A 20,200-nucleotide genomic window follows, 5' to 3' on the forward strand; every position below is an offset into this window, starting at 1 on the left:
TTATGATTTTTTAATAGAATCAAAAGGTTTAGAGGGATTAAGTATGTTGCCAGGTGCCACCAACACTGTCTATCACCAATTATTTGAAATGCTCTTTACATGTGTATAAAAACATTGTTCAGAACCATTATTACCCCTAATATGAGAACAGCCGTTTGAACAGATTTTTAAAAAAGGCTCTTTTCTAAAGGATTGTTGCTTTATGTGTGTAAATATACATGGTTGAAAATCGTTTTTCCTCCTTTGTAATGAAGCGGAGGGCACTTGACTCCTGCGGGATACAGAGGAAAGGGCGAGACCCCACAGGCACATGCCGAGGAGGCTCGACTTCCTCCCCGCGGAAAGCAAGTGTCCGTAGCGCAATGTCCAGAATTCATTTGAAAAATGTTTGAAAAAGCAACAATCTATACGAAAACAGCCTTAAAAAAAGAGGAAATTCTAATCGGCGTACTTCTCCCCATTAAACGGATAAAATTTTTTGTTTTTTTTTTGAAAATGAGGAATGACAAATAACCAAACTCATACTAAAATGATATTTGTGTGAAAAATTCAGTAAAGTAGGGAGTAAGCGTGTATAAAGGAATATTTTACTTGTTTTTTGTCATTTTATTTGTTACGGCTTTCATTTTTTCGAATTTTAAAGAAGCCTTTTACGCATTCCTTTAAAAATAGGTATTTACATTAGTACATGTACACTCTTTTCATCATAGGCTGTTATTGTAAGACAGATAAAAGATGGAAAGGAGTTTTAGTTTATGCACTGTAGACCAAATATGATGGCACCAATTGTCCATCCTACAAAATGCTGTGTTAACAACAATTATTCGACAACAATCGTTCCACACATCCATCCAACACATACAACAAACGTAAATCACCAAATGTATAAGCATATGCATTATTATCCGCAAACACAGTCTGTTGCGAACGAAACGTACCATCAACATTTCAATTGTGGCGGTCCTGGACCAATGCCTAGATAGTTAAATGGAGGGGCTGATTTTTTTGGCTCCTCTTTTTTATACCATTAAAGTCGTAATAGTTAGATTACATAATCTTTGAGAGGGAGAAAATTTCCTCTTTACATGTTAAAGAAATTCAATCATCCTTTGCCTAATTAATATTGGAGGAAGTGAATGAATTGAAAGTTGTGGCAGTGACGGGTTACAAACCTTATGAGCTAGGGATTTTTAAACGAGAGGAACCAGCAATTTCATATATTAAAAAAGCGATTAAAAAAAGCTTAATTCCATTACTAGATGAGGGTCTTGAATGGGTCGTAATTAGCGGACAGCAAGGGGTGGAACTGTGGACGGCTGAAGTAGTATTTGAGCTACAACTGGAATATCCCTCTTTACAACTAGCTGTTCTTGCTCCTTTTGTAAACCAACATAAAAATTGGAAAGAGGATCAGCAAGAGTATTTTGAAATGATTATGTCTCAAGCTGACTTTTTCGACAGTATCTCCAAAAAGGAATACGAGGGCCCTTTTCAATTTCGAATGAAGAATGAATTTATTACTGAAAAGACGGACGGATTAATTATATTATATGACGAAGAAAAAGAAGGTACACCAAAATATCAGCTTCAAATCGCCAAAAAGAAACAAGAGTTTAAAGGTTACGAAATTTATCCCATTACATTTTATGATTTACAGCTGATTGTCGAAGAAGAGATGGAAGAATAAATTGACATTAGACAAGAAGTTTGAAAAAATATGAAATAGGATATTTCACGTGGTAATGAGGTGAATCATTTGATTTCAGATAAAATTAGATTAACGGCAAAGGAAATATTGGAAAAAGAATTCAAATCGTCAATGCGCGGATATAGACAAGAGGAAGTAGATAAATTTCTTGATACTATCATCAAGGATTATGAGTCCTTTCATCAAATCATTGAAGATTTGCAGCAAGAGAATATGCGCTTGAAAAAGCAAATGGAAGATATGCAAAAGAAACAAACAAGTCCACAGGCAAACACGACGAATTTTGATATATTAAAACGTCTTTCTCATTTGGAAAAACATGTGTTTGGAAGTAAATTATACGATTGATCACAAAAATTACTCTTGAAACATACCTTAATCTTTACTATACTACTAAATGCAGGTCAATAACGTTCGGGTAATCGCTGCAAGGAATCCGTTCCTTGTAGAGGAAAGTCCATGCTCGCACGGTGCTGAGATGCCCGTAGTGATCGTGCCTAGCGAAGTCATAAGCTAGGGCAGCTAGTAATGGCTGACGGCGAAGAACATACCTAAGTTGCTTTGCGATATGGTATAAGTATTCTGAAAGTGCCACAGTGACGGAGTCTTATGAGAAATCATAAGAGTGGAACGAGGTAAACCCCACGAGCGAGAAACCCAAATGATGGTAGGGGCACCTTCTTGGAGGAAATGAACGACAAGAAGGACAGAAGGGATAACCTTCTGTAGATAGATGATTACCACCGGAGTACGAGGTGCAATTCCGTTTGGAGTACGAAGGAACAAAACATGGCTTATAGAACGTTATGGAGTAAACTGCATGACAGAATGAAACAGCACTCTCCTATTGAAGGAGAGTTTTTTATTTGCATTAAGATATCAACTGTAAACATGACTCATTAGAATATGAGCCATACATACATCTTAGACAAGGCTTGCTCAATTTTTTGTCAAATTGACTTTTCGTTTGAAAAACGACAAAATGGAAGTGAATGAACGAAGATAGGGTGAAATTATGTCAGAAAAACTAACTTTAATTGCCACAGCTGCGATGGGGCTTGAGTCGATTGTAGCAAAAGAGGTAAGAGATCTTGGATATGAATGTCAAGTCGATAATGGAAAAGTTACGTTCGAAGCGGAACCGTTAGCAATATGTCGTGCTAATCTTTGGCTTAGAACAGCCGACAGAATAAAGTTAAAAGTGGCGGAATTTAAAGCGACTTCGTTTGAAGAACTTTATGAAAAAACAAAAGCAATCGATTGGGCTCGATTTATTCCTGAAACAGGAGAATTTCCTGTCATCGGAAAATCAGTAAAATCGAAATTAGCGAGTGTACCGGATTGTCAACGAATCGTTAAAAAAGCGGTGGTTGATAAATTAAAGAAACAATACAAAAAGGCGACAGAGTGGCTTGATGAGACGGGTTCGCTCTATCGAATTGAAGTAGCTTTACATAAAGATGTTGCTACTTTAACCATTGATACGAGTGGAAGTGGATTACATAAACGCGGATTTCGTGTTGGCCAGGGAGATGCTCCATTAAAAGAGACGATGGCGGCAGCACTCGTATTATTAACAAATTGGAACGCAGATCGACCGTTTGTCGATCCATTTTGCGGATCAGGTACAATTCCGATTGAGGCAGCCATGATTGGTCAAAATATTGCTCCAGGTTTTAACCGTGAATTTGTCTCAGAATCTTGGGAATGGATGGGGGCTTCATTATGGGATGAAGCAAGGAATGAGGTTGAACAATTAGCAAAATATGATCAACCACTCGATATTCTCGGAACAGACATTGACCATCGGATGATTCACATCGCAAAGGAAAATGCATTAGAAGCTGGATTTGGGGATATGATTCAGTTTAAACAGATGCAAGTAAAAGATTTTACGACTGCGAAAGAATATGGGGTCATTGTAGGGAATCCACCTTATGGTGAGCGTCTTGGTGAGCGAAAAGAAGTTGAAATGATGTACCGTGATATGGGAATCGCCTTTGATTCGTTAGATACATGGTCTATTTACATGTTGACATCTTATCAGCAATTTGAAGAAGCGTATGGAAAAAAAGCGACAAAAAAGCGTAAGCTTTTCAATGGTTTTATTCGTACAGACTACTATCAATATTGGGGGAAGCGTCCGCCGAAACCTTCCAAAGTAGAATAATTTACATTTCAGTTGCATAAACTATAATCACTCTGAGTTTTTTTGGATGGAGTGGTTATGATGTTAACAAATGATGATTTTCAAAGAATTACGAAAGCGATAACCTATGCGTATGAACAATTATCAGTACAAATGAGTGATGAAAATTTAATACACTTAATTGAAGCGCAACAAAATGTACGGCATGCAATGGGTCTCGCTTTATCGGATGATTCAATGCGATTTACTTCCTTGTTGAATATCGAAAATAAATAACACGGGCTTCCTTAAGGGAAGCCTTGTTTTTTGTCTAGACAATTGAATTTATCAGAGAATCGTATAAAAACATGTACTTTTTAAACGAAATATAAGAATATAGTATCGAAAAACATGAATAGGCATGAAAGAAAGATAGAATTGTTATATTGGAGGAAAATTTAATGGTACAAGCTCGACTTCCTTTTACCGTTTCAAAAGACGAAACTTTTTATGAAGCTTTAAGTGGGTGGGTAGGGGATGTATTTTATGATATTTTACCACAGAAAGGTTTTGAAGAACGTGATGAGCAGATTTTTATGGCCTTTCAATTAGATAGAGCATTTAAAGAAAAGAAAGTAATGTTTGCTGAAGCTGGTGTAGGGACAGGTAAGACACTCGTTTATTTATTGTATGCTATTAGCTACGCTCGATACGTAGGAAAGCCTGTTATCATTGCATGTGCTGACGAAGCACTGATTGAACAATTAGTGAAGAAAGAAGGAGATATTCAAAAGATTCAAGAAGCATTAGGACTCAACGTTGATGTCCGACTTGCTAAATCAAATGCTCAATATTTATGTTTACAGAAACTGGAAAAATCATTAGGGAAACGTGAAGGGCTGTTTGAAGACCTATTTGACGAACTTCCACCGTTTGTACATGAACATAAAGGAATGCAGTCATTTTATCCATACGGTGATCGAAAGGAGTACCCACATTTAACGGATGAAGAGTGGAATGAGATTAATTGGGACTCCTTCCAAGATTGCTTATCATGTACGAAAAGGAATCGTTGTGGTTTAACATTGACAAGAGACTATTACCGTAAGTCGTCGGATTTAATTATTTGTTCGCATGATTTTTATATGGAACATGTGTGGACATATGAAGCGAGAAAACGAGAGGGGCAATTACCTTTATTGCCGGACCATAGTGCGGTTATATTTGATGAAGGACATCTCCTCGAATATGCGGCGCAAAAAGCACTCACATACCGAGTGAAAAGAGGAATGTTGCAACAATTTTTAGAACGTTTATTAGCGAATGATGTACGTGAAGAATTTGCACTTCTCGTAGAAGATGCTCTATCTGTTCAAGATGAATTTTTTGATGAGTTAATTGAAGCTTCCGTTCGTATTGAAGGTTCCAATCGAAAGGAAATTCGTCGTACAACTCAATTGAACAATGTGGCTCAACAATTACATGAGTTACTTGTAAAGTTAGGTGATGCACTTGTATTTGAAAGTGAAATGTACACCATTGATTCGTACGAATTAACGATAGTGGAAGAGTATTTAGATCAAATGGAACACTCCTTAAAATTATTTGTCCAAGATAAAGAAGCGATTGATTGGTTGGAAGGTGAAGAGGATGTAACACTCGTCATCATGCCTCGGACCGTTAAAGAAATTTTAGGGAAACAAGTGTTTTCTAAAAAAATACCTTATATTTTTTCTTCTGCTACCCTATCTGATAATGAGGGCTCGTTTGATTATATTGCGAATAGTTTAGGAATTGATCAAGCCTTGACATTTACAGTGAACTCACCATTTAATTACGAAGAGCAAATGGAAGTTCAATTAATTGAGGCGCATGAACAAGAAAAGAAAGCAATGGTTGAACAAATCATTCATGAAAATGGTGGACGAGCACTCATTTTATTCCGAAGTGAAGAAGAAATGAAACAATTTCAACGAGAAGAAATCAATCATACGTATCCCTTGATGTTTGAAGGAGAAAGAGAAGTCAGTGATTTAATTAAAGATTTTCAACAAAACGAATCGAGTGTATTAAGTGCTGTACATCTATGGGAAGGCCTTGACGTACCTGGGGATTCTTTAACACATGTCATTATTTGGTCACTTCCTTTCCCACCTAATGACCCTGTATTTGAAGCAAAACGAAATGCATCCGCTCGACCGTTTCACGAAGTAGACATGCCTTATATGATTTTAAGATTAAAACAAGGTATTGGTCGTCTTATTCGTTCGAAGTCAGATTGTGGGAAAGTCACCATTTTTCTCAACCCTTCCTTAGAGGATACGACTCTAAAAGAAGTGAAAAAAGTGTTACCTGTTGAGCCGAAAATGTTCAATGCAATAAAGAGAGCATAATTGACAGTCGCACAAGTGAAAGACTTGATTTTTGAACGACGAATATGAGTAGAAATTCGGCGTGTCTATTCTATAGAAAGAACCTCCAGAAGAGCTTGCTAGTTGAGGAGAGAATAATAGAAGGGCCACGTCCTGTGCAAATTCTGTAAGTGTCTGGCACCAAAATGGCATTAAAAGAATTTTATATTCGAATAAAAAGGCTGTTCGTTTTGAACAGCCTTTTTACTATTGGGGTTTATTTTGTTGACATATCATTTCTATGTTGAGTAATCTGAATTTGAAGGAATTTTCAAACTCGTAGTTGAATATTTTAACCGGAAGTGATAGTGAATAATTGTAAAAGATCAAGAGGTGATTCGATGACAAACAAAAATGAAAAAGCATTTTTGTCGTATGTACAGAAGATGAAGCAATATGAAGAAGCCATCAATGTCCTATATTGGGATTTACGGACAGGTGCACCGAAAAAAGGAGTGGACAGCCGTTCGGATGTAATCGGTATGCTATCTACAGAGCTTTTCAAAATGTCAACGTCGGAAGAAATGGCTTCCTATTTAGAAGGGGTAGAGCAAGAAGCTAGGGATGGTGAACTATCCGAGATTACGAGAAAATCACTGGAAGAATGTCGGAAAGACTACGAAAAAAATAAAAAAATCCCTCAAGATGAGTATAAAGAATATGTCGTACTCCAGTCAAAAGCTGAATCAGTATGGGAAGAAGCAAAAGAAAAAGCTGACTTTCAAATGTTTTCACCATATCTGAAAAAATTAGTTGAGTTTAATAAGAAATTTATAGAATATTGGGGTTATGAAGGACATCCTTATAATACGTTATTAGATATGTATGAGCCGGGAATAACAGTTGAAATACTAGATGAGGTTTTTGCGCAGTTAAAGGAGAAGATTGTCCCACTTGTACATAAAATAAATAATGCTTCAAACAAACCAAAAACAGAATTTTTATTTCAACCGTTCCCGAAAGATAAGCAAGAGGCGTTTTCTCACTTCATTTTGCATGAATTAGGATATGATTTTGAGGCTGGACGATTAGACGAGACAGTGCACCCTTTTGCGATTGAACTGAATCAAGGTGACGTTCGAATCACGACAAAATATGATGAGAATGACTTCCGCACAGCTATCTTTGGAACAATTCATGAATGTGGACATGCGATTTATGAACAAAATATATCAAGTGATTTGGCCAATACTCCTCTTTCGTCTGGGACGTCAATGGGTATTCATGAATCGCAATCATTATTCTATGAAAACTTTATCGGGCGACACGAAGGTTTTTGGGAGCGATACTTTGAACAATTAAAGTCATATTCTCCCGAACAATTTAACCATGTGTCATTAGAGGATTTTTACCGGGCAATCAATGAGTCAAAACCGTCCCTCATTCGAATTGAAGCGGATGAGTTAACTTATCCACTCCATGTAATGATTCGATACGAGATTGAAAAAGGCCTTTTCTCAGGTGAATTAGAAGTGGATCATCTACCAGAGATTTGGAACAGCAAGTATGAAGAATATTTAGGAATTCGGCCGAGAAATGATGCAGAAGGAGTGCTTCAAGATGTACACTGGGCAGGCGGAAGTTTTGGGTATTTCCCATCCTATGCACTCGGCTATATGTATGCAGCTCAATTTAAACATCAAATGTTAAAAGATTTACCGAATTTCGATGAACTCGTAAAAGAAGGTCGTTTTAATGAAATTAAAAGGTGGTTGACAAAACATATTCATCAATATGGTAAAATGAAAAAACCGCTTGAAATTGTTCAAGAAGTAACGGGAGAGTCGTTAAATCCAGCTTATTTAATTCGTTATTTAGAAGATAAATATCGTACCATTTACAAGTTAGATTAAATAAAGGGTCCAATAGATCAGGATTTCCTGACATTGGACCCTTTATTTTTGTTACAGAAAGTTTAAGTTCAATAAAGTGTTAAAGTATTCTCTTTACCGTTTTTTTGGTGTCTAGCGCAAAGCGCCATCAGCTCGGGTCGCTTCGGCCCTGCTGTGGCGACGGAAGCCTCCTCGCAGGTCCTCCAGCGCCCTTCGCCAAAGGACTTGCCCTTTTTCTGCGAAAATAAAAATTACCTATGAGCCGAATGAGCGATCATGATAGGTAGATGGTAGAAAGAAAAAACCCCGGGGAGAATAAATTTTCATGTCCGGGGTGTCAGTGTAAAATCATGTATGTTTCTTATATATAATACTATCCTGTCTTTTATGTTTGTAATTTTCTAATGGCTCTTTTCTAAAGGATTGGAGCTTTTAGTGTGTGTAAAATATATTGTTGAGAATCGTTTTTCCCCTTTGTGAAGGAGCGACTTGACTCGCGGGGTTCAGAGGAAAGGGCAAGACCACACACTCTTTCTAGTTAACGTCTAACGAACTGACTATAAATTGATACCTGCTTGATTTACTTTCATCACAGTGCGGGAGGCCCTCTCGTGCTTACATAAAAAACTTTCTACTTCGCCCAATACATCTTTAGTAACTAAAAAAACATTTTTTACTTAACTTTTTTTCCTTGTCTAGATATTAACAAGACAAAATAACTTAGAACACCAAATAGTAATGAAATGAATAGAGCGTGCATTAGGGCTAAAGATAAATTTAAGTTCGTGTAAACAACTAACATACCTGAAGCGGCTTGTAAAACGACTAAAATAAACGCTACAATCCATCCCCAATACATAATTCGTTGGTCTTTATAATGTTTTATTGCGTGAACTAGAGCGATAAATATCCAAATAAAAATAATGGATGCCGCTAAGCGATGACCCATTTGAACTAGTTGATGGAAGTTGGAAGGTAATAATTGATCGTCAGTACAAAATGGAACATTTGGGCATGCTAAGCTTGAACCTGTATGGCGCACATATGCACCTGTATAAACGACGATGTAACTATAAACGATAATTCCTATCGTATGAAAACGCATGGTCTTCCCGATTTTTAATGTACTTGCATCGAATTTTCGGTCTACTTCAAAAACAAGTAAAGTTAATAGAAACACAGTAGCAAATGAAATAAGTGAAATGCCAAAGTGTAAAGCTAACACAGCATCAGATTGTCCCCATACGACAGCAGCAGCTCCGATTAAGGCTTGGAGTACTAAGAAGAATAAAGATAAAATAGCTAATAGCTTTGTTTCTCGTTTATGTCCGATTAGTCTCCAAGATAAGATGGAAAGAGCCAATACTAGGATACCAGCCGTACCACTTACGAGACGGTGAGATAGCTCAATGACAGTTTCAAGTGTTAGAGGGTCAGGGATAATTTGTCCGTGACATAGTGGCCATGAACGTCCACACCCCATTCCTGAACCTGTTTTTGTTACAAGTGCTCCTCCTAATAAAACGAAAAGCATCACAATAGATGTGATGACTGATAGAATTTTTAGTACACGATACATTCGTGAGTCACCTTCTTTGTTAAAATTTTATTTATACCTTTTTTCGGTAGTTTTAATAACTATGTTGTTTTCCTTCACTCATCCTATTATAGTGAAAGAGAAGGAAATGAAAAAGTTATTTGAAAAAACTTGAATATTTACATAGAGTTTGCTAGAAATAGTAAGGGGACAATTCGTATTAGGACTTACTGATATTATTATAATGCTATATTTTTTTTATTTCAGTCCCTTCACAATTTCGACAAACTTTATTCATGAATTGTACACAAAAGTTTGACGAAATATGGTTTAATTACAAGTGTACATTTATTTATTATAGCCATTAATATAAGATGGCTATGAATTGGGTTTGTTTGTTGGAACCGCCTTCAAATGGAACCAACTTTACGATAGAGGAGGAAACTAGATGGCGAATACACAAGGTGAGATGGCAATCCAGAACGATCAATCGCATGGAATTGAAAAAACAACCTCCGCTTGGAAAGATTTTCTTTCATTGATCAAAATTGGGATTGTAAATTCCAACTTAATTACGACTTTTACAGGATTGTGGTTGGCTCTTTACTTTACTGGAGAGAGCTTTATCGTTCATATAGACAAAGTTATCTTTGCATTATTAGGCTCGGCACTGATTATTGCTGGTTCTTGTGCTATTAATAATTATTACGATCGTGATATCGACCACATCATGCAACGAACAAAATCACGTCCGACCGTTACGGGAAGAATCACACCAGCCCAAGTACTTGCTTTAGGACTGGGCTTTATCCTATTAGGAACGGTTCTTCTTGGTTTGACTTCCATTACTGCTGCCGTCATTGGATTAATTGGTGTTTTTACCTACGTGGTTCTTTATACAATGTGGACGAAAAGGCAGTACACGATTAATACGGTTGTGGGGAGTATTTCAGGAGCAGTTCCCCCATTAATTGGATGGGCTGCAATTACTGAGTTAAATACGGTTGCATGGGTTCTGTTTTTTATTATGTTTATTTGGCAACCCCCACACTTCTTAGCACTTGCGATGAAGCGCTGTGAAGAATACCGCGAGGCAGGTATCCCGATGTTACCTGTTGTTCATGGTTTTGGTATTACGAAGAGACAAATGATGGTATGGGTAGCTTGTCTACTTCCATTACCGTTTTATTTATATAGTTTAGGTATTGGATTCATCATTCTAGCAACACTATTAAATATTGGATGGTTAATTCTTGCCTTATCAGGCTTGAAGATAAAAGATGATCTTAAATGGGCAAAATGGATGTTTATTTACTCTTTAAATTACTTAACCATTTTGTTTGTAGCTATGGTGATTTTTGCGATTTAGGTTGTAATTCTTTCTAATAAGAATTTCAATATAGAAGGAATTATCATTTTCTTCATCACAACTTTACGGACATTAAGGTAGAAAGAGGGGTTTGATTTAGCTATGAAAAAGTGGCTGACAAAATGGCGTCAATTTTCTCTATTTGCAATCATGGCGCTGATTTTAGCTGGCTGCGGTGAACCGTTTATTTCCACGTTAACACCTGCAGGTGAAGTGGCGGATGAGCAGTACTCTCTTATGATGTTAAGTACGCTTATCATGGTGGTTGTCGTTGCAGTCGTAACTGTTATTTTCATTTACGTTATCGTGAAATTCCGTCGGTCTAAAGTAGGCGACAAAATCCCAGTACAGGTTGAGGGAAGTCACAAGCTAGAGATTATTTGGACAGTAATTCCAATTCTACTTCTCATTGTGCTTGCAGTTCCTACTGTTTCTGCTACTTATAAACTTGCAGATGTAGATCCGATGGAACAAGCGCTTGCTGACGCTGAAAACGGCGGTAAAGACCCGCTTGTTGTCAACGTTCGTGCCAACCTTTATTGGTGGGAATTTGAATATCCAGGCTATGGAGTAATTACTGGTCAGGATTTAATGATGCCAACAGATGAAAAAGTATACTTTAACATCGTAGCATCTGATGTAAAACACTCATTCTGGATTCCAGCTGTTGGCGGTAAAATGGACACAAATACCGACAATACAAACAAGTTCTGGTTAGAAATTGATTCTGAGCGTGCGGAAGAAGCAGGCAACGTATTTTATGGTAAATGTGCTGAGCTTTGCGGTCCTTCCCATGCACTAATGGACTTTAAAGTTCAAGCGGTATCTCGCGCTGAGTTTGATCAATGGATTGCAGAAATGCAAAACTATGATGTAGAAACGAAAGCTCAAACAGCTTCAGCTAAGCAGGGTGAACAACTATTCCAAGAAAAAGGATGTATCGGTTGTCATGCTATTTCACCTGCGGATACACGTCCTGAAGCAGCACGTACAGCTCCGAACTTAGCGAACTTTGGAGATCGTGAGCGTGTTGCAGGTATCTTAGAAAATAATGAAGAAAACGTAAGAGCATGGTTAGCGGATCCAGAGACAATTAAGCCTGGAAATAAAATGACTGATACGTATGACAAGTTATCAGATGAAGAATTGGATGCGTTAACAGAGTATTTATTTAACCTTTCTGTAGAAAACAAATAAGCGCAGATAAAAGGGAGGTAGCAAAGTGAGTACGTTAGCAAAGAAAAAGGGGTTAGGCGCAACCTTATGGGACTACTTAACAACCGTAGACCATAAGAAAATTGCGATCCTTTATTTAATTGCTGGCGGATTTTTCTTCATTTTAGGTGGACTTGAGGCGCTTGCGATGCGCATTCAGTTAATCGTCCCAGAAAATGATTTCGTCAGTGCTGGAAAGTTTAATGAATTTATGACAATGCACGGTACAACTATGATCTTCTTAGCTGCAATGCCGTTATTATTTGCGTATATGAACGCAGTTGTACCGATTCAAATTGGTGCGCGCGACGTTGCGTTCCCATTCTTAAACTCTTTAGGTTTTTGGTTATTCTTTTTTGGTGGACTATTCTTAAACTTAAGTTGGTTTTTAGGTGGAGCACCAGATGCAGGATGGACTTCTTATGCTTCTATTGCATTGGATTCTCCAGGGCATGGTGTTGATTTCTATATCTTAGGTTTACAGATTTCAGGTTTAGGAACATTAATCGCAGGCATTAACTTCCTAGTTACCATTATTAACATGCGTGCGCCAGGAATGACGTACATGCGCATGCCGCTATTTACTTGGACGACATTCGTAGCGTCTGCACTTATTTTATTCGCGTTCCCACCTTTAACAGTGGGTCTAGCCTTTTTAATGTTTGACCGCCTTTTTGATACAGCGTTCTTCGTTCCTCAATTAGGTGGAAACACTGTTATTTACGAGCATATTTTCTGGATTTTCGGACACCCAGAAGTATATATTCTTGTGTTACCGGCATTCGGTATTTTCTCAGAAATTATTCCAGTTTTTGCACGTAAACGTCTTTTCGGATATACGTCTATGGTGTTTGCGACAGTTTTAATTGGATTTTTAGGATTCATGGTTTGGGCACACCACATGTTTACAACTGGTCTTGGACCAACAGCAAACGCAATTTTTGCTGTTGCCACTATGGCTATCGGTGTACCAACTGGTATTAAAGTATTCAACTGGTTATTCACTATTTGGGGCGGAAGCATTCGCTTCACTGTACCAATGCTTTATGCAGTAACGTTCATTCCTTCATTCGTTCTTGGGGGAGTAACAGGTATCATGCTTGCTGCTGCTCCTGCTGATTATCAGTACCACGACTCTTACTTTGTCGTTGCTCACTTCCACTATGTTATTGTTGGTGGTATTGTATTCGCTTTATTTGCCGCTGCTCATTATTGGTGGCCAAAAATGTTTGGACATATGTTATCAGAGGGTCTTGGAAAGATAACATTCGTCCTATTTACAATCGGTTTTCATTTAACTTTCTTTATTCAACATTTCTTAGGACTAATGGGGATGCCACGCCGTGTATTCACATACTTGGGAGAACAAGGATGGGATACAGGTAACTTTGTAAGTACAATTGGTGCATTCTTCATGGCTGCTGCAGTTGTCGTATTAATCGTAAACGTAATTGTATCAGCAGTTAAAGCAGAGCGTGTTGGCAACGACCCTTGGGAAGATGGTCGTACGTTAGAATGGGCAGTTGCTTCTCCAGCACCTGAATATAACTTTAAACAAACTCCTTTAGTTCGTGGTTTAGATCCATTATGGGTGGAAAAAATGGAAGGTAAGAACGGTATGACACCTGCAGAACCTATTGGCGATATTCATATGCCAAACTCATCAATCATTCCGTTCATTTTATCATTCGGTCTGTTCGTTGGTGCATTCGGATTGATGTATCGTACAGATTATTCATGGGGTCTTGCAGTTGCCTTAATCGGTTTAGCTATCACATTAGGTTCCATGTTCTTCCGTTCAATTATTGATGATCATGGATATCATATTCATAAGGAAGACCTATTAAAGGATGATGAAAAGGGGGTTAAGGCATAATGCATGTAGAAGAAAAATTTACAGCTGAAACCTTCCCGGCTAATCCTGAAAAAGCTACTCTTGAAGGGAAAAATAAATTTTTAGGATTCTGGTTATTCTTAGGTGGAGAGACCGTTTTATTTGCAACTTTATTTGCAACATTCTTAGCATTAAAGGACTCAACAGCAGGTGGTCCAACTACTCAAGAGATGTTTGATCTTGAACTAGTCTTCATTGCAACGATGCTGTTATTAACGAGTAGTTTAACGAGTGTTTATGCAATGTATCATATGAAGAACTTTAATTTTGCTAAGATGCAATTATGGCTTGGAATTACTGTTCTTCTAGGTGCTGCTTTCTTAGCACTTGAGATTTATGAGTTCAATCATTATGTTCACGAGTACGGATTTACGATTACTTCTAGTGCATTAGGCTCCTCGTTCTATACTCTTGTAGGAACACATGGAGGACACGTTGCATTCGGTCTTTTATGGATTGTTACGTTAATGGTCCGAAACGCTAAACGAGGCTTAAATTTATACAATGCACCGAAATACTACGTAGCGAGTCTTTATTGGCACTTTATTGACGTAGTATGGGTGTTTATCTTCACAGTCGTATATTTAATGGGAATGGTGGGATAAACTGATGGCAAATAGTCAAAATTCAGGAAACCCAAAAGTTGATGTTGCTTATCGTCGTAAAAAGAGTAAAGAGGAAATGAAATACCAAGTAGTTTCATTTGCTCTAATGATTTTCCTTACGATCGTTGCGTTTATTGCCGTTGGGTATGACGGAATTGGCGAATGGTTTAAAGCACCGTTTATTTTCTTATTAGCTTGTGTGCAAGTCATATTCCAACTTTACTATTTTATGCATATGAGTCATAAAGGACATGAAGCGCCACAGTTATTCATATACTCGGGTGTATTCGTTGCGTTTTTAACTGTCCTAGCTTTCTCAACAATCGTATGGTGGTAAAAAATGAAAAAGCAACTGGCAAACGCCAGTTGCTTTTTTCTTTTTTCATTGTTACAGAAAGTTTAAGTTCAATAAAGTGTTAAAGTATTCTCTTTACAGTTTTTTTGGTGTCTAGCTCTAAGCGCCATCAGCTCGGGTCGCTTCGACCCTGCTGTGGCGACGGAAGCCTCCTCGCAGGTCCTCCAGCGCCCTTCGCCTAAGGATTTGCGCTTTGCGCTTTTCTTAAATCATTCAAAAAACGTTCATTTGTTTTTTATGGGACAAGAGGTATAATAGAGTTTGGGTATCCCATTAATTGTTGTTATACTTCTCTCTAAAAGGAGATGATTCTTAATGAGTTTAGATATATTTGGTTTCCGAGCATTATGGAGTCCATATTTCTTACTATTTATCGTTTTGTTAACAGTCTTATACTTTTACCTAATTGGACCTGGTCGAAAACATTTCAACCATTCTGAAGATGTAACTGTTAAGCAAAAATTGTATTTCGTTCTCGCGATGGTTGCTCTTTATGTAAGTAAAGGCAGTCCATTAGATTTGTTCGGTCATATTACCTTTACTGGCCATATGGCATCGATGGCGATATTATTTTTGATTGTTCCACCGTTATTAATCTTTGGTATACCAATTTGGATGTGGAGTGCATTTGTGCATTTGCCAATTGTTCGTCCAATAATGAAGTTTTTTACACAACCAATTATTGCATTGCTACTTTTTAATACGTTTTTTTCGCTTTATCATTTACCAATGATTTTTGACGTCATTAAAACGAATGCTCTTTATCATAGCATTGTAACAACGACAATTTTTATTACGGCATTTTTCATGTATTGGCCATTACTCAATCAATTGCCTAATTGGAAGCAAATTAACGGACTGAAAAAAATTGCGTATATTCTTGGAAATAGCGTTTTAATTACACCTGCTTGTGGATTAATCATTTTTGCTACTACGCCGTTATTTGAAACGTATTCGAATGCAGACGCATGGATACAAGCACTAAGTTTATGTGTTCCTCCAGATATGCTATCTGGTTTAACGTTAACAGGTCCTGAAATGTTCACAAGCATGCACGTCACAGAAGATCAGCAGCTTGGCGGAATTATTATGAAAATTATTCAGGAACTAGTTTATGGAAGCTTTTTAGCGTACGTCTTTTATGAATGGGCTCGTAAAGAAAGAGAACAAGAACCGGACTATGCACCTGAGCCTATTAAATAATATGTGAATCCTATGATTCCTTAGATTTCATTGCGAGTAATAAATTTACAGATCCAATAAGCTAAGGGAAAATCGAATACACTGACCGAAGACTTACGATAATTGTTAGATTATTATTCCCAAGAAGATATGAAAAGGGCAATCAAAAGTCAAAAAGACTTTTTGATTGCCCTTTATATTTTGAACTTGAGCTTTATAATGCCTGCTTCACGAGCAGAGTTGTATGCAATTAGCAACAATGGTCCGATGAAAAAGCCTAAAATGCCGAATAGTTTTAATCCTAGATACATGGAAATTAACGTAGATAATGGAGATAAGCCAATTTGACTTCCCATTACTTTCGGTTCCAGTGTCCGTCGAATAATTAGCAATACAGCCGTTAAAATTCCTAGTTCAGTTGCCATCGCAACATCACCAGATAATAAGTAAAACAATGTCCATGGTCCCATGATAATAATCGAACCTAAAATCGGAATTACATCGATGACCCATATAATAAAAGCCATGAGTATGGCGACATCGGGTACGATAATCAATAGTCCGACTAATGAAGCTGCAAAAATGACTATACTTACAAGGAACTGGGCTTTAATAAATCCGAGAACAACATAAGAAAGTCGTGAAAACATAAATGTAACTTTTTCAGCACTACTCTCAGTTAAATGGGAGTAAAAACGAATTTTTAATCTCGGTAAATCTAATAAGAAAAGAAATAATGCAATTAAATATACGAGCAAGTTAACTAAATAATTAGGGATGTTCGTGAAAATATTTTTGATATTTTCAATATTTAATGCACTAATTAAATAATCTTTTACCGATTGTAAAAATTGTCCTACTTGGTTACTAACCTCCTGTACAAATTCAGGAGGTAAATCCTCCACTGAATGACGTAGATCTTTCTCGATATCAAGCCATAAATCATTTATTTCATTAATATATATTGGTAGATTGTCCGCAATGTGCAGCACTTGTCCGATTACTTTCGTCGCTAAGAACATAGTAATGAAGGTAGTTAAAAGTAAAAAGAGAATAAATACAATCATAACAGAAAGATTTCGTTTTAACTTTAATCTTTTCTGTCCGAGCTTGACGACAGGCTCCAAAATAATAGCAGTAAAAAACGCTAATATTAGCGGAATAGAAATGGGCAATATAAAGTACCCAATGATTAATAAAAATGCTAGGTAAAGAAAAAGAATTACCGGTTTTCTTCGGAAAAAAGCAGTCAAGAGAAGGCCCCTTTCTATGTCCAAATTACAACTAAATTATATTATGTAAATAATAAAAAACAAAGTTTTTTGCTAAAAATAGAATGTAACAAAATCATTACATCTCACAAGAATCCGCTATATAGAATGTTGCAGTTTGGCTCATAGTCCTATTTAATTGAGAAGTAAAGGAAAAGCAAAAGCACTTTTGGCTTTTGCTTTTCTCATTAAAGAGCAAATTCTTTTAGAGCTTCTTCTGCACGCTTTAATAATTTTTCACATGCTTCAACAATTGTACTAGGGAAATTTTCTCCTTCACCGTATTCAACACCATGCGGGTAGTAGTGTTTTCCTAATAAAGGAGTCATTAATTGAATGATAGCACGATGGGCCCCTACGTCACCCTCAACGGCATATCCTTGAAGACGAAGATAAAATACATCACCTTTATGCTCAAATTTGCGATCATATGTTACACGCTCGTAATCCCACTGCGCAGCTCGAACGAAGCCAACGTCCTCTAGTACATCGTCTAAATGTGTTAAATCAACTTTTAAACCATCTAATTCAAATTTCTCTAACTTCATATGTAATTCCCTCCCAAGAGCATACTAACAATTAATGCAAGAATTCTCTACTGTTTAATAATAGTATGAATAGTTGAAACATGCAATTGTCTATAAAGAATTATGGTAACGTTTTAATAAAATGTTCAACTTTTTTATTATCATGTACAAAAAGGAGACATACTACAATAAAACAATTTAAAGGAGAGTGTAAAAATGGAAACGGTTAAAGAATACATGACGACAGCTGTAGAATGTTGTACACCATTAGATAATGTATATGAAGCGGCTGTGAAAATGAAGGAACTAGATGTCGGTGTCATTCCTATCGTTGACAATCAAAAACTTGTAGGTATCGTAACGGATCGAGATTTAGTGATTAAAGGGATTGCGGAAAAGCACCCAGGTTCAACGAAAATAACGGATGTCATGACTACAGAAATAGCTACTATTTTACCTTCTGATTCGATTGATAAAGCGATTGAACTTATGTCAAAGCATCAAGTAAGAAGACTGCCAGTTGTGGAAAATGAGCAATTAATTGGAATCGTTTCATTGGGGGACTTCTCAGTAAGTGAAAAAAGTGATGACCTTGCTGGCGAGGCGTTAACTCAAATTTCTCAATCACCTCAGCACTAGCAAAAGATGAATTAGTACGTAGTTTGGTGTTTGAAACGCCAATAATAAATGGCTTTTTTCTAATAGATTGTTGTTTTTAGTACATTGTTCAGAACCATATTCACATGAAGTAATGAAGCGAAAGGCACTTGACTCTTGCGTGATGTAAAGGAAAGGGCGAGACCCCGCAAGCAATTGCTAAGACTTCCTTCCCGAGGAAAGAAAGTGTCTGGAGCGCAATGTCCAGAATTTATAATAAAAATATATGTAAAAGCAACAAGGTTTACGAAAACAGCCTAATAAATAAAAACGATAACTAAAACAAGGTTACCCTTCAACTTTCAAATAATATGCCGATACTCAAAACGTAGGGTAGTGTAATTTTTATTGCTGCTGTGTGAAATGTGTACTACTATTGATATATTGCGGATAAGATGATAAAAAGGCATGAAGATTATTTGAAAGTAGGGAATTTTTGAAAACCGTTTTACGTATATTAATGTTTTTAGTTGTAGCATTAACTGTATACATGATTATTACGACCCAACATGAACCTGATAAAATCCAGGATGAAGATATCAATCAGGTCCAAGAGACAACAGAAGAGTTCGAACATTTTATTGGTTTAAGTATTGAAGAAGTGACGAGTATGATGGGCAAACCGTCAAGAATTGATCCTTCCTTTTATGATTATGACTGGTGGGTATATCATCAATCGGATGATAAGTATATGCAAATTGGGGTTCAAGAAGGGGTTGTTGTCACCCAATATATTATAGGAAAAGAGATATCTATTCAGCCTTTTACGATTGGGCAACCTGTGTCAGAGTTGTACCAATTTGTCACGATTTCTCCTACTATTTCCGTTGAGATAGATGGAAATTATTACCGTTTCGAAATGTCTGAAGAAGATTTAAATATACGGCCAATTGTTGAATGGAATGGAGTTTTCGTTCAGCTTTATATCGACCATTTTACGAATACGTTATCGAGTATCCGAATCATGAATGCAGAAACGTTAGTAAAGCATAGACCGTATGAAGTGGTCTATCGTGGAGACCTATTACACCCAGAAGAGAAATCGGATGATGAATTAGTTAAAATACAACAGACGCAAGCAAGACAAATTTTCGATGTGTCAAACATCATTCGCAAAAGGTTCAATCAAAATCCACTACAATGGAATGATGAAGTAGCGAAAGTAGCATATGAGCATAGTAAAGACATGGAAGTCAATCGCTTCTTTGCACATGATTCACCGACGACTGGTACAGTAGGAAATCGGTTGTCAAATGCAGCTGTTTCGTATCAAATGGCAGGTGAAAACATAGCTGCACAATATATTGATGGACTAGCAGCCGTAGAAGGTTGGCTCAATAGTGAGGGACATCGAAAAGTTTTATTAGAAGAAGATTTTACCCATCTAGGTGTTGGAGTATATCGGAAATACTATACACAAAATTTCATTACCATTCTCAATCCATAAAAAATGGGTCTTCATAATGACCCATTTTTTGTTGTTTTTTTGTAAACTTTATTGATACTTCA

General features: G+C 37.0%; 18 protein-coding genes and 1 other RNA gene. 16 read left to right on the forward strand and 3 right to left on the reverse strand.

Features of this window, described 5'->3' with window-relative positions; genetic code table 11:
- Nucleotides 1–755: 755 nt before the first annotated feature.
- From ML543_RS07770 to ML543_RS07805, 8 genes are all read left to right on the forward strand, one after another.
- On the forward strand, nucleotides 756–983 hold the full coding sequence (locus ML543_RS07770) for a CotD family spore coat protein (protein ID WP_243386669.1): 228 nt from the start codon (nucleotides 756–758) through the stop codon (nucleotides 981–983).
- A 158-nt stretch (nucleotides 984–1,141) separates the two neighbouring features.
- On the forward strand, nucleotides 1,142–1,687 hold the full coding sequence (locus ML543_RS07775) for an SLOG family protein (RefSeq protein WP_243386994.1): 546 nt from the start codon (nucleotides 1,142–1,144) through the stop codon (nucleotides 1,685–1,687).
- Nucleotides 1,688–1,756: 69 nt separating this feature from the next.
- Complete coding sequence (gene gpsB / locus ML543_RS07780; protein WP_243386996.1) at nucleotides 1,757–2,056, forward strand: cell division regulator GpsB; 300 nt, start codon at nucleotides 1,757–1,759, stop codon at nucleotides 2,054–2,056.
- Between the two features lie 62 nt (nucleotides 2,057–2,118).
- Nucleotides 2,119–2,510: RNase P RNA component class B (rnpB, locus tag ML543_RS07785), an RNA gene on the forward strand.
- Nucleotides 2,511–2,723: 213 nt separating this feature from the next.
- Entirely contained in the window at nucleotides 2,724–3,878 is a 1,155-nt protein-coding gene (locus tag ML543_RS07790; RefSeq protein WP_243386671.1) for a THUMP domain-containing class I SAM-dependent RNA methyltransferase, read from the forward strand.
- Nucleotides 3,879–3,935: 57 nt separating this feature from the next.
- Nucleotides 3,936–4,133 carry a hypothetical protein gene (locus ML543_RS07795; RefSeq protein WP_243386673.1) on the forward strand — a complete coding sequence of 66 codons (198 nt, stop codon included), beginning with the start codon at nucleotides 3,936–3,938 and terminating at the stop codon, nucleotides 4,131–4,133.
- A gap of 164 nt (nucleotides 4,134–4,297) precedes the next feature.
- The gene (locus tag ML543_RS07800) at nucleotides 4,298–6,229 is read left to right on the forward strand and encodes an ATP-dependent DNA helicase (RefSeq protein ID WP_243386675.1); all 1,932 of its coding nucleotides are present in this window, start codon (nucleotides 4,298–4,300) and stop codon (nucleotides 6,227–6,229) included.
- Nucleotides 6,230–6,588: 359 nt separating this feature from the next.
- On the forward strand, nucleotides 6,589–8,100 hold the full coding sequence (locus ML543_RS07805) for a carboxypeptidase M32 (RefSeq protein ID WP_243386677.1): 1,512 nt from the start codon (nucleotides 6,589–6,591) through the stop codon (nucleotides 8,098–8,100).
- A 652-nt stretch (nucleotides 8,101–8,752) separates the two neighbouring features.
- Here ML543_RS07805 and ML543_RS07810 read toward each other — a convergent pair.
- Entirely contained in the window at nucleotides 8,753–9,658 is a 906-nt protein-coding gene (locus ML543_RS07810; protein ID WP_243386679.1) for a COX15/CtaA family protein, read from the reverse strand.
- Between the two features lie 427 nt (nucleotides 9,659–10,085).
- On the opposite strand from ML543_RS07810, the gene cyoE reads away from it, so the two are divergent.
- From cyoE to ctaG, 6 genes are all read left to right on the forward strand, one after another.
- Nucleotides 10,086–10,985: a heme o synthase gene (cyoE, locus tag ML543_RS07815; protein WP_243386998.1), complete on the forward strand. Its 900-nt coding sequence runs from the start codon at nucleotides 10,086–10,088 to the stop codon at nucleotides 10,983–10,985.
- Between the two features lie 102 nt (nucleotides 10,986–11,087).
- On the forward strand, nucleotides 11,088–12,182 hold the full coding sequence (gene coxB, locus ML543_RS07820; RefSeq protein WP_243386681.1) for a cytochrome c oxidase subunit II: 1,095 nt from the start codon (nucleotides 11,088–11,090) through the stop codon (nucleotides 12,180–12,182).
- Between the two features lie 25 nt (nucleotides 12,183–12,207).
- Complete coding sequence (gene ctaD / locus ML543_RS07825) at nucleotides 12,208–14,076, forward strand: cytochrome c oxidase subunit I (protein ID WP_243386683.1); 1,869 nt, start codon at nucleotides 12,208–12,210, stop codon at nucleotides 14,074–14,076.
- Entirely contained in the window at nucleotides 14,076–14,699 is a 624-nt protein-coding gene (ctaE, locus tag ML543_RS07830) for a cytochrome c oxidase subunit III (protein ID WP_243386685.1), read from the forward strand. Before ctaD ends, ctaE begins: the two co-directional genes overlap by 1 nt.
- 4 nt (nucleotides 14,700–14,703) lie before the next feature.
- On the forward strand, nucleotides 14,704–15,036 hold the full coding sequence (gene ctaF / locus ML543_RS07835) for a cytochrome c oxidase subunit IVB (RefSeq protein ID WP_243386686.1): 333 nt from the start codon (nucleotides 14,704–14,706) through the stop codon (nucleotides 15,034–15,036).
- A 333-nt stretch (nucleotides 15,037–15,369) separates the two neighbouring features.
- Nucleotides 15,370–16,257: a cytochrome c oxidase assembly factor CtaG gene (ctaG, locus tag ML543_RS07840; protein ID WP_243386687.1), complete on the forward strand. Its 888-nt coding sequence runs from the start codon at nucleotides 15,370–15,372 to the stop codon at nucleotides 16,255–16,257.
- A 173-nt stretch (nucleotides 16,258–16,430) separates the two neighbouring features.
- On the opposite strand, the gene ytvI is transcribed toward ctaG, so the two are convergent.
- A complete protein-coding gene (gene ytvI / locus ML543_RS07845; protein WP_243386688.1) occupies nucleotides 16,431–17,489 on the reverse strand; it encodes a sporulation integral membrane protein YtvI in 1,059 nt (352 codons plus the stop codon).
- Between the two features lie 206 nt (nucleotides 17,490–17,695).
- Nucleotides 17,696–18,055 (reverse strand): YugN family protein, encoded by a 360-nt coding sequence (locus ML543_RS07850; RefSeq protein WP_243386689.1) that lies wholly within the window; start codon nucleotides 18,053–18,055, stop codon nucleotides 17,696–17,698.
- A 195-nt stretch (nucleotides 18,056–18,250) separates the two neighbouring features.
- Between ML543_RS07850 and ML543_RS07855 the strand changes: the two genes are divergently transcribed.
- Both ML543_RS07855 and ML543_RS07860 read left to right on the forward strand, forming a co-directional pair.
- Entirely contained in the window at nucleotides 18,251–18,673 is a 423-nt protein-coding gene (locus ML543_RS07855; protein WP_243386690.1) for a CBS domain-containing protein, read from the forward strand.
- Between the two features lie 454 nt (nucleotides 18,674–19,127).
- Nucleotides 19,128–20,138 carry a CAP domain-containing protein gene (locus ML543_RS07860; protein WP_243386691.1) on the forward strand — a complete coding sequence of 337 codons (1,011 nt, stop codon included), beginning with the start codon at nucleotides 19,128–19,130 and terminating at the stop codon, nucleotides 20,136–20,138.
- Nucleotides 20,139–20,200 lie beyond the last annotated feature (62 nt).

This window comes from Bacillus kexueae, assembly GCF_022809095.1.
GTDB lineage: Bacteria > Bacillota > Bacilli > Bacillales > Aeribacillaceae > Bacillus_BZ > Bacillus_BZ kexueae.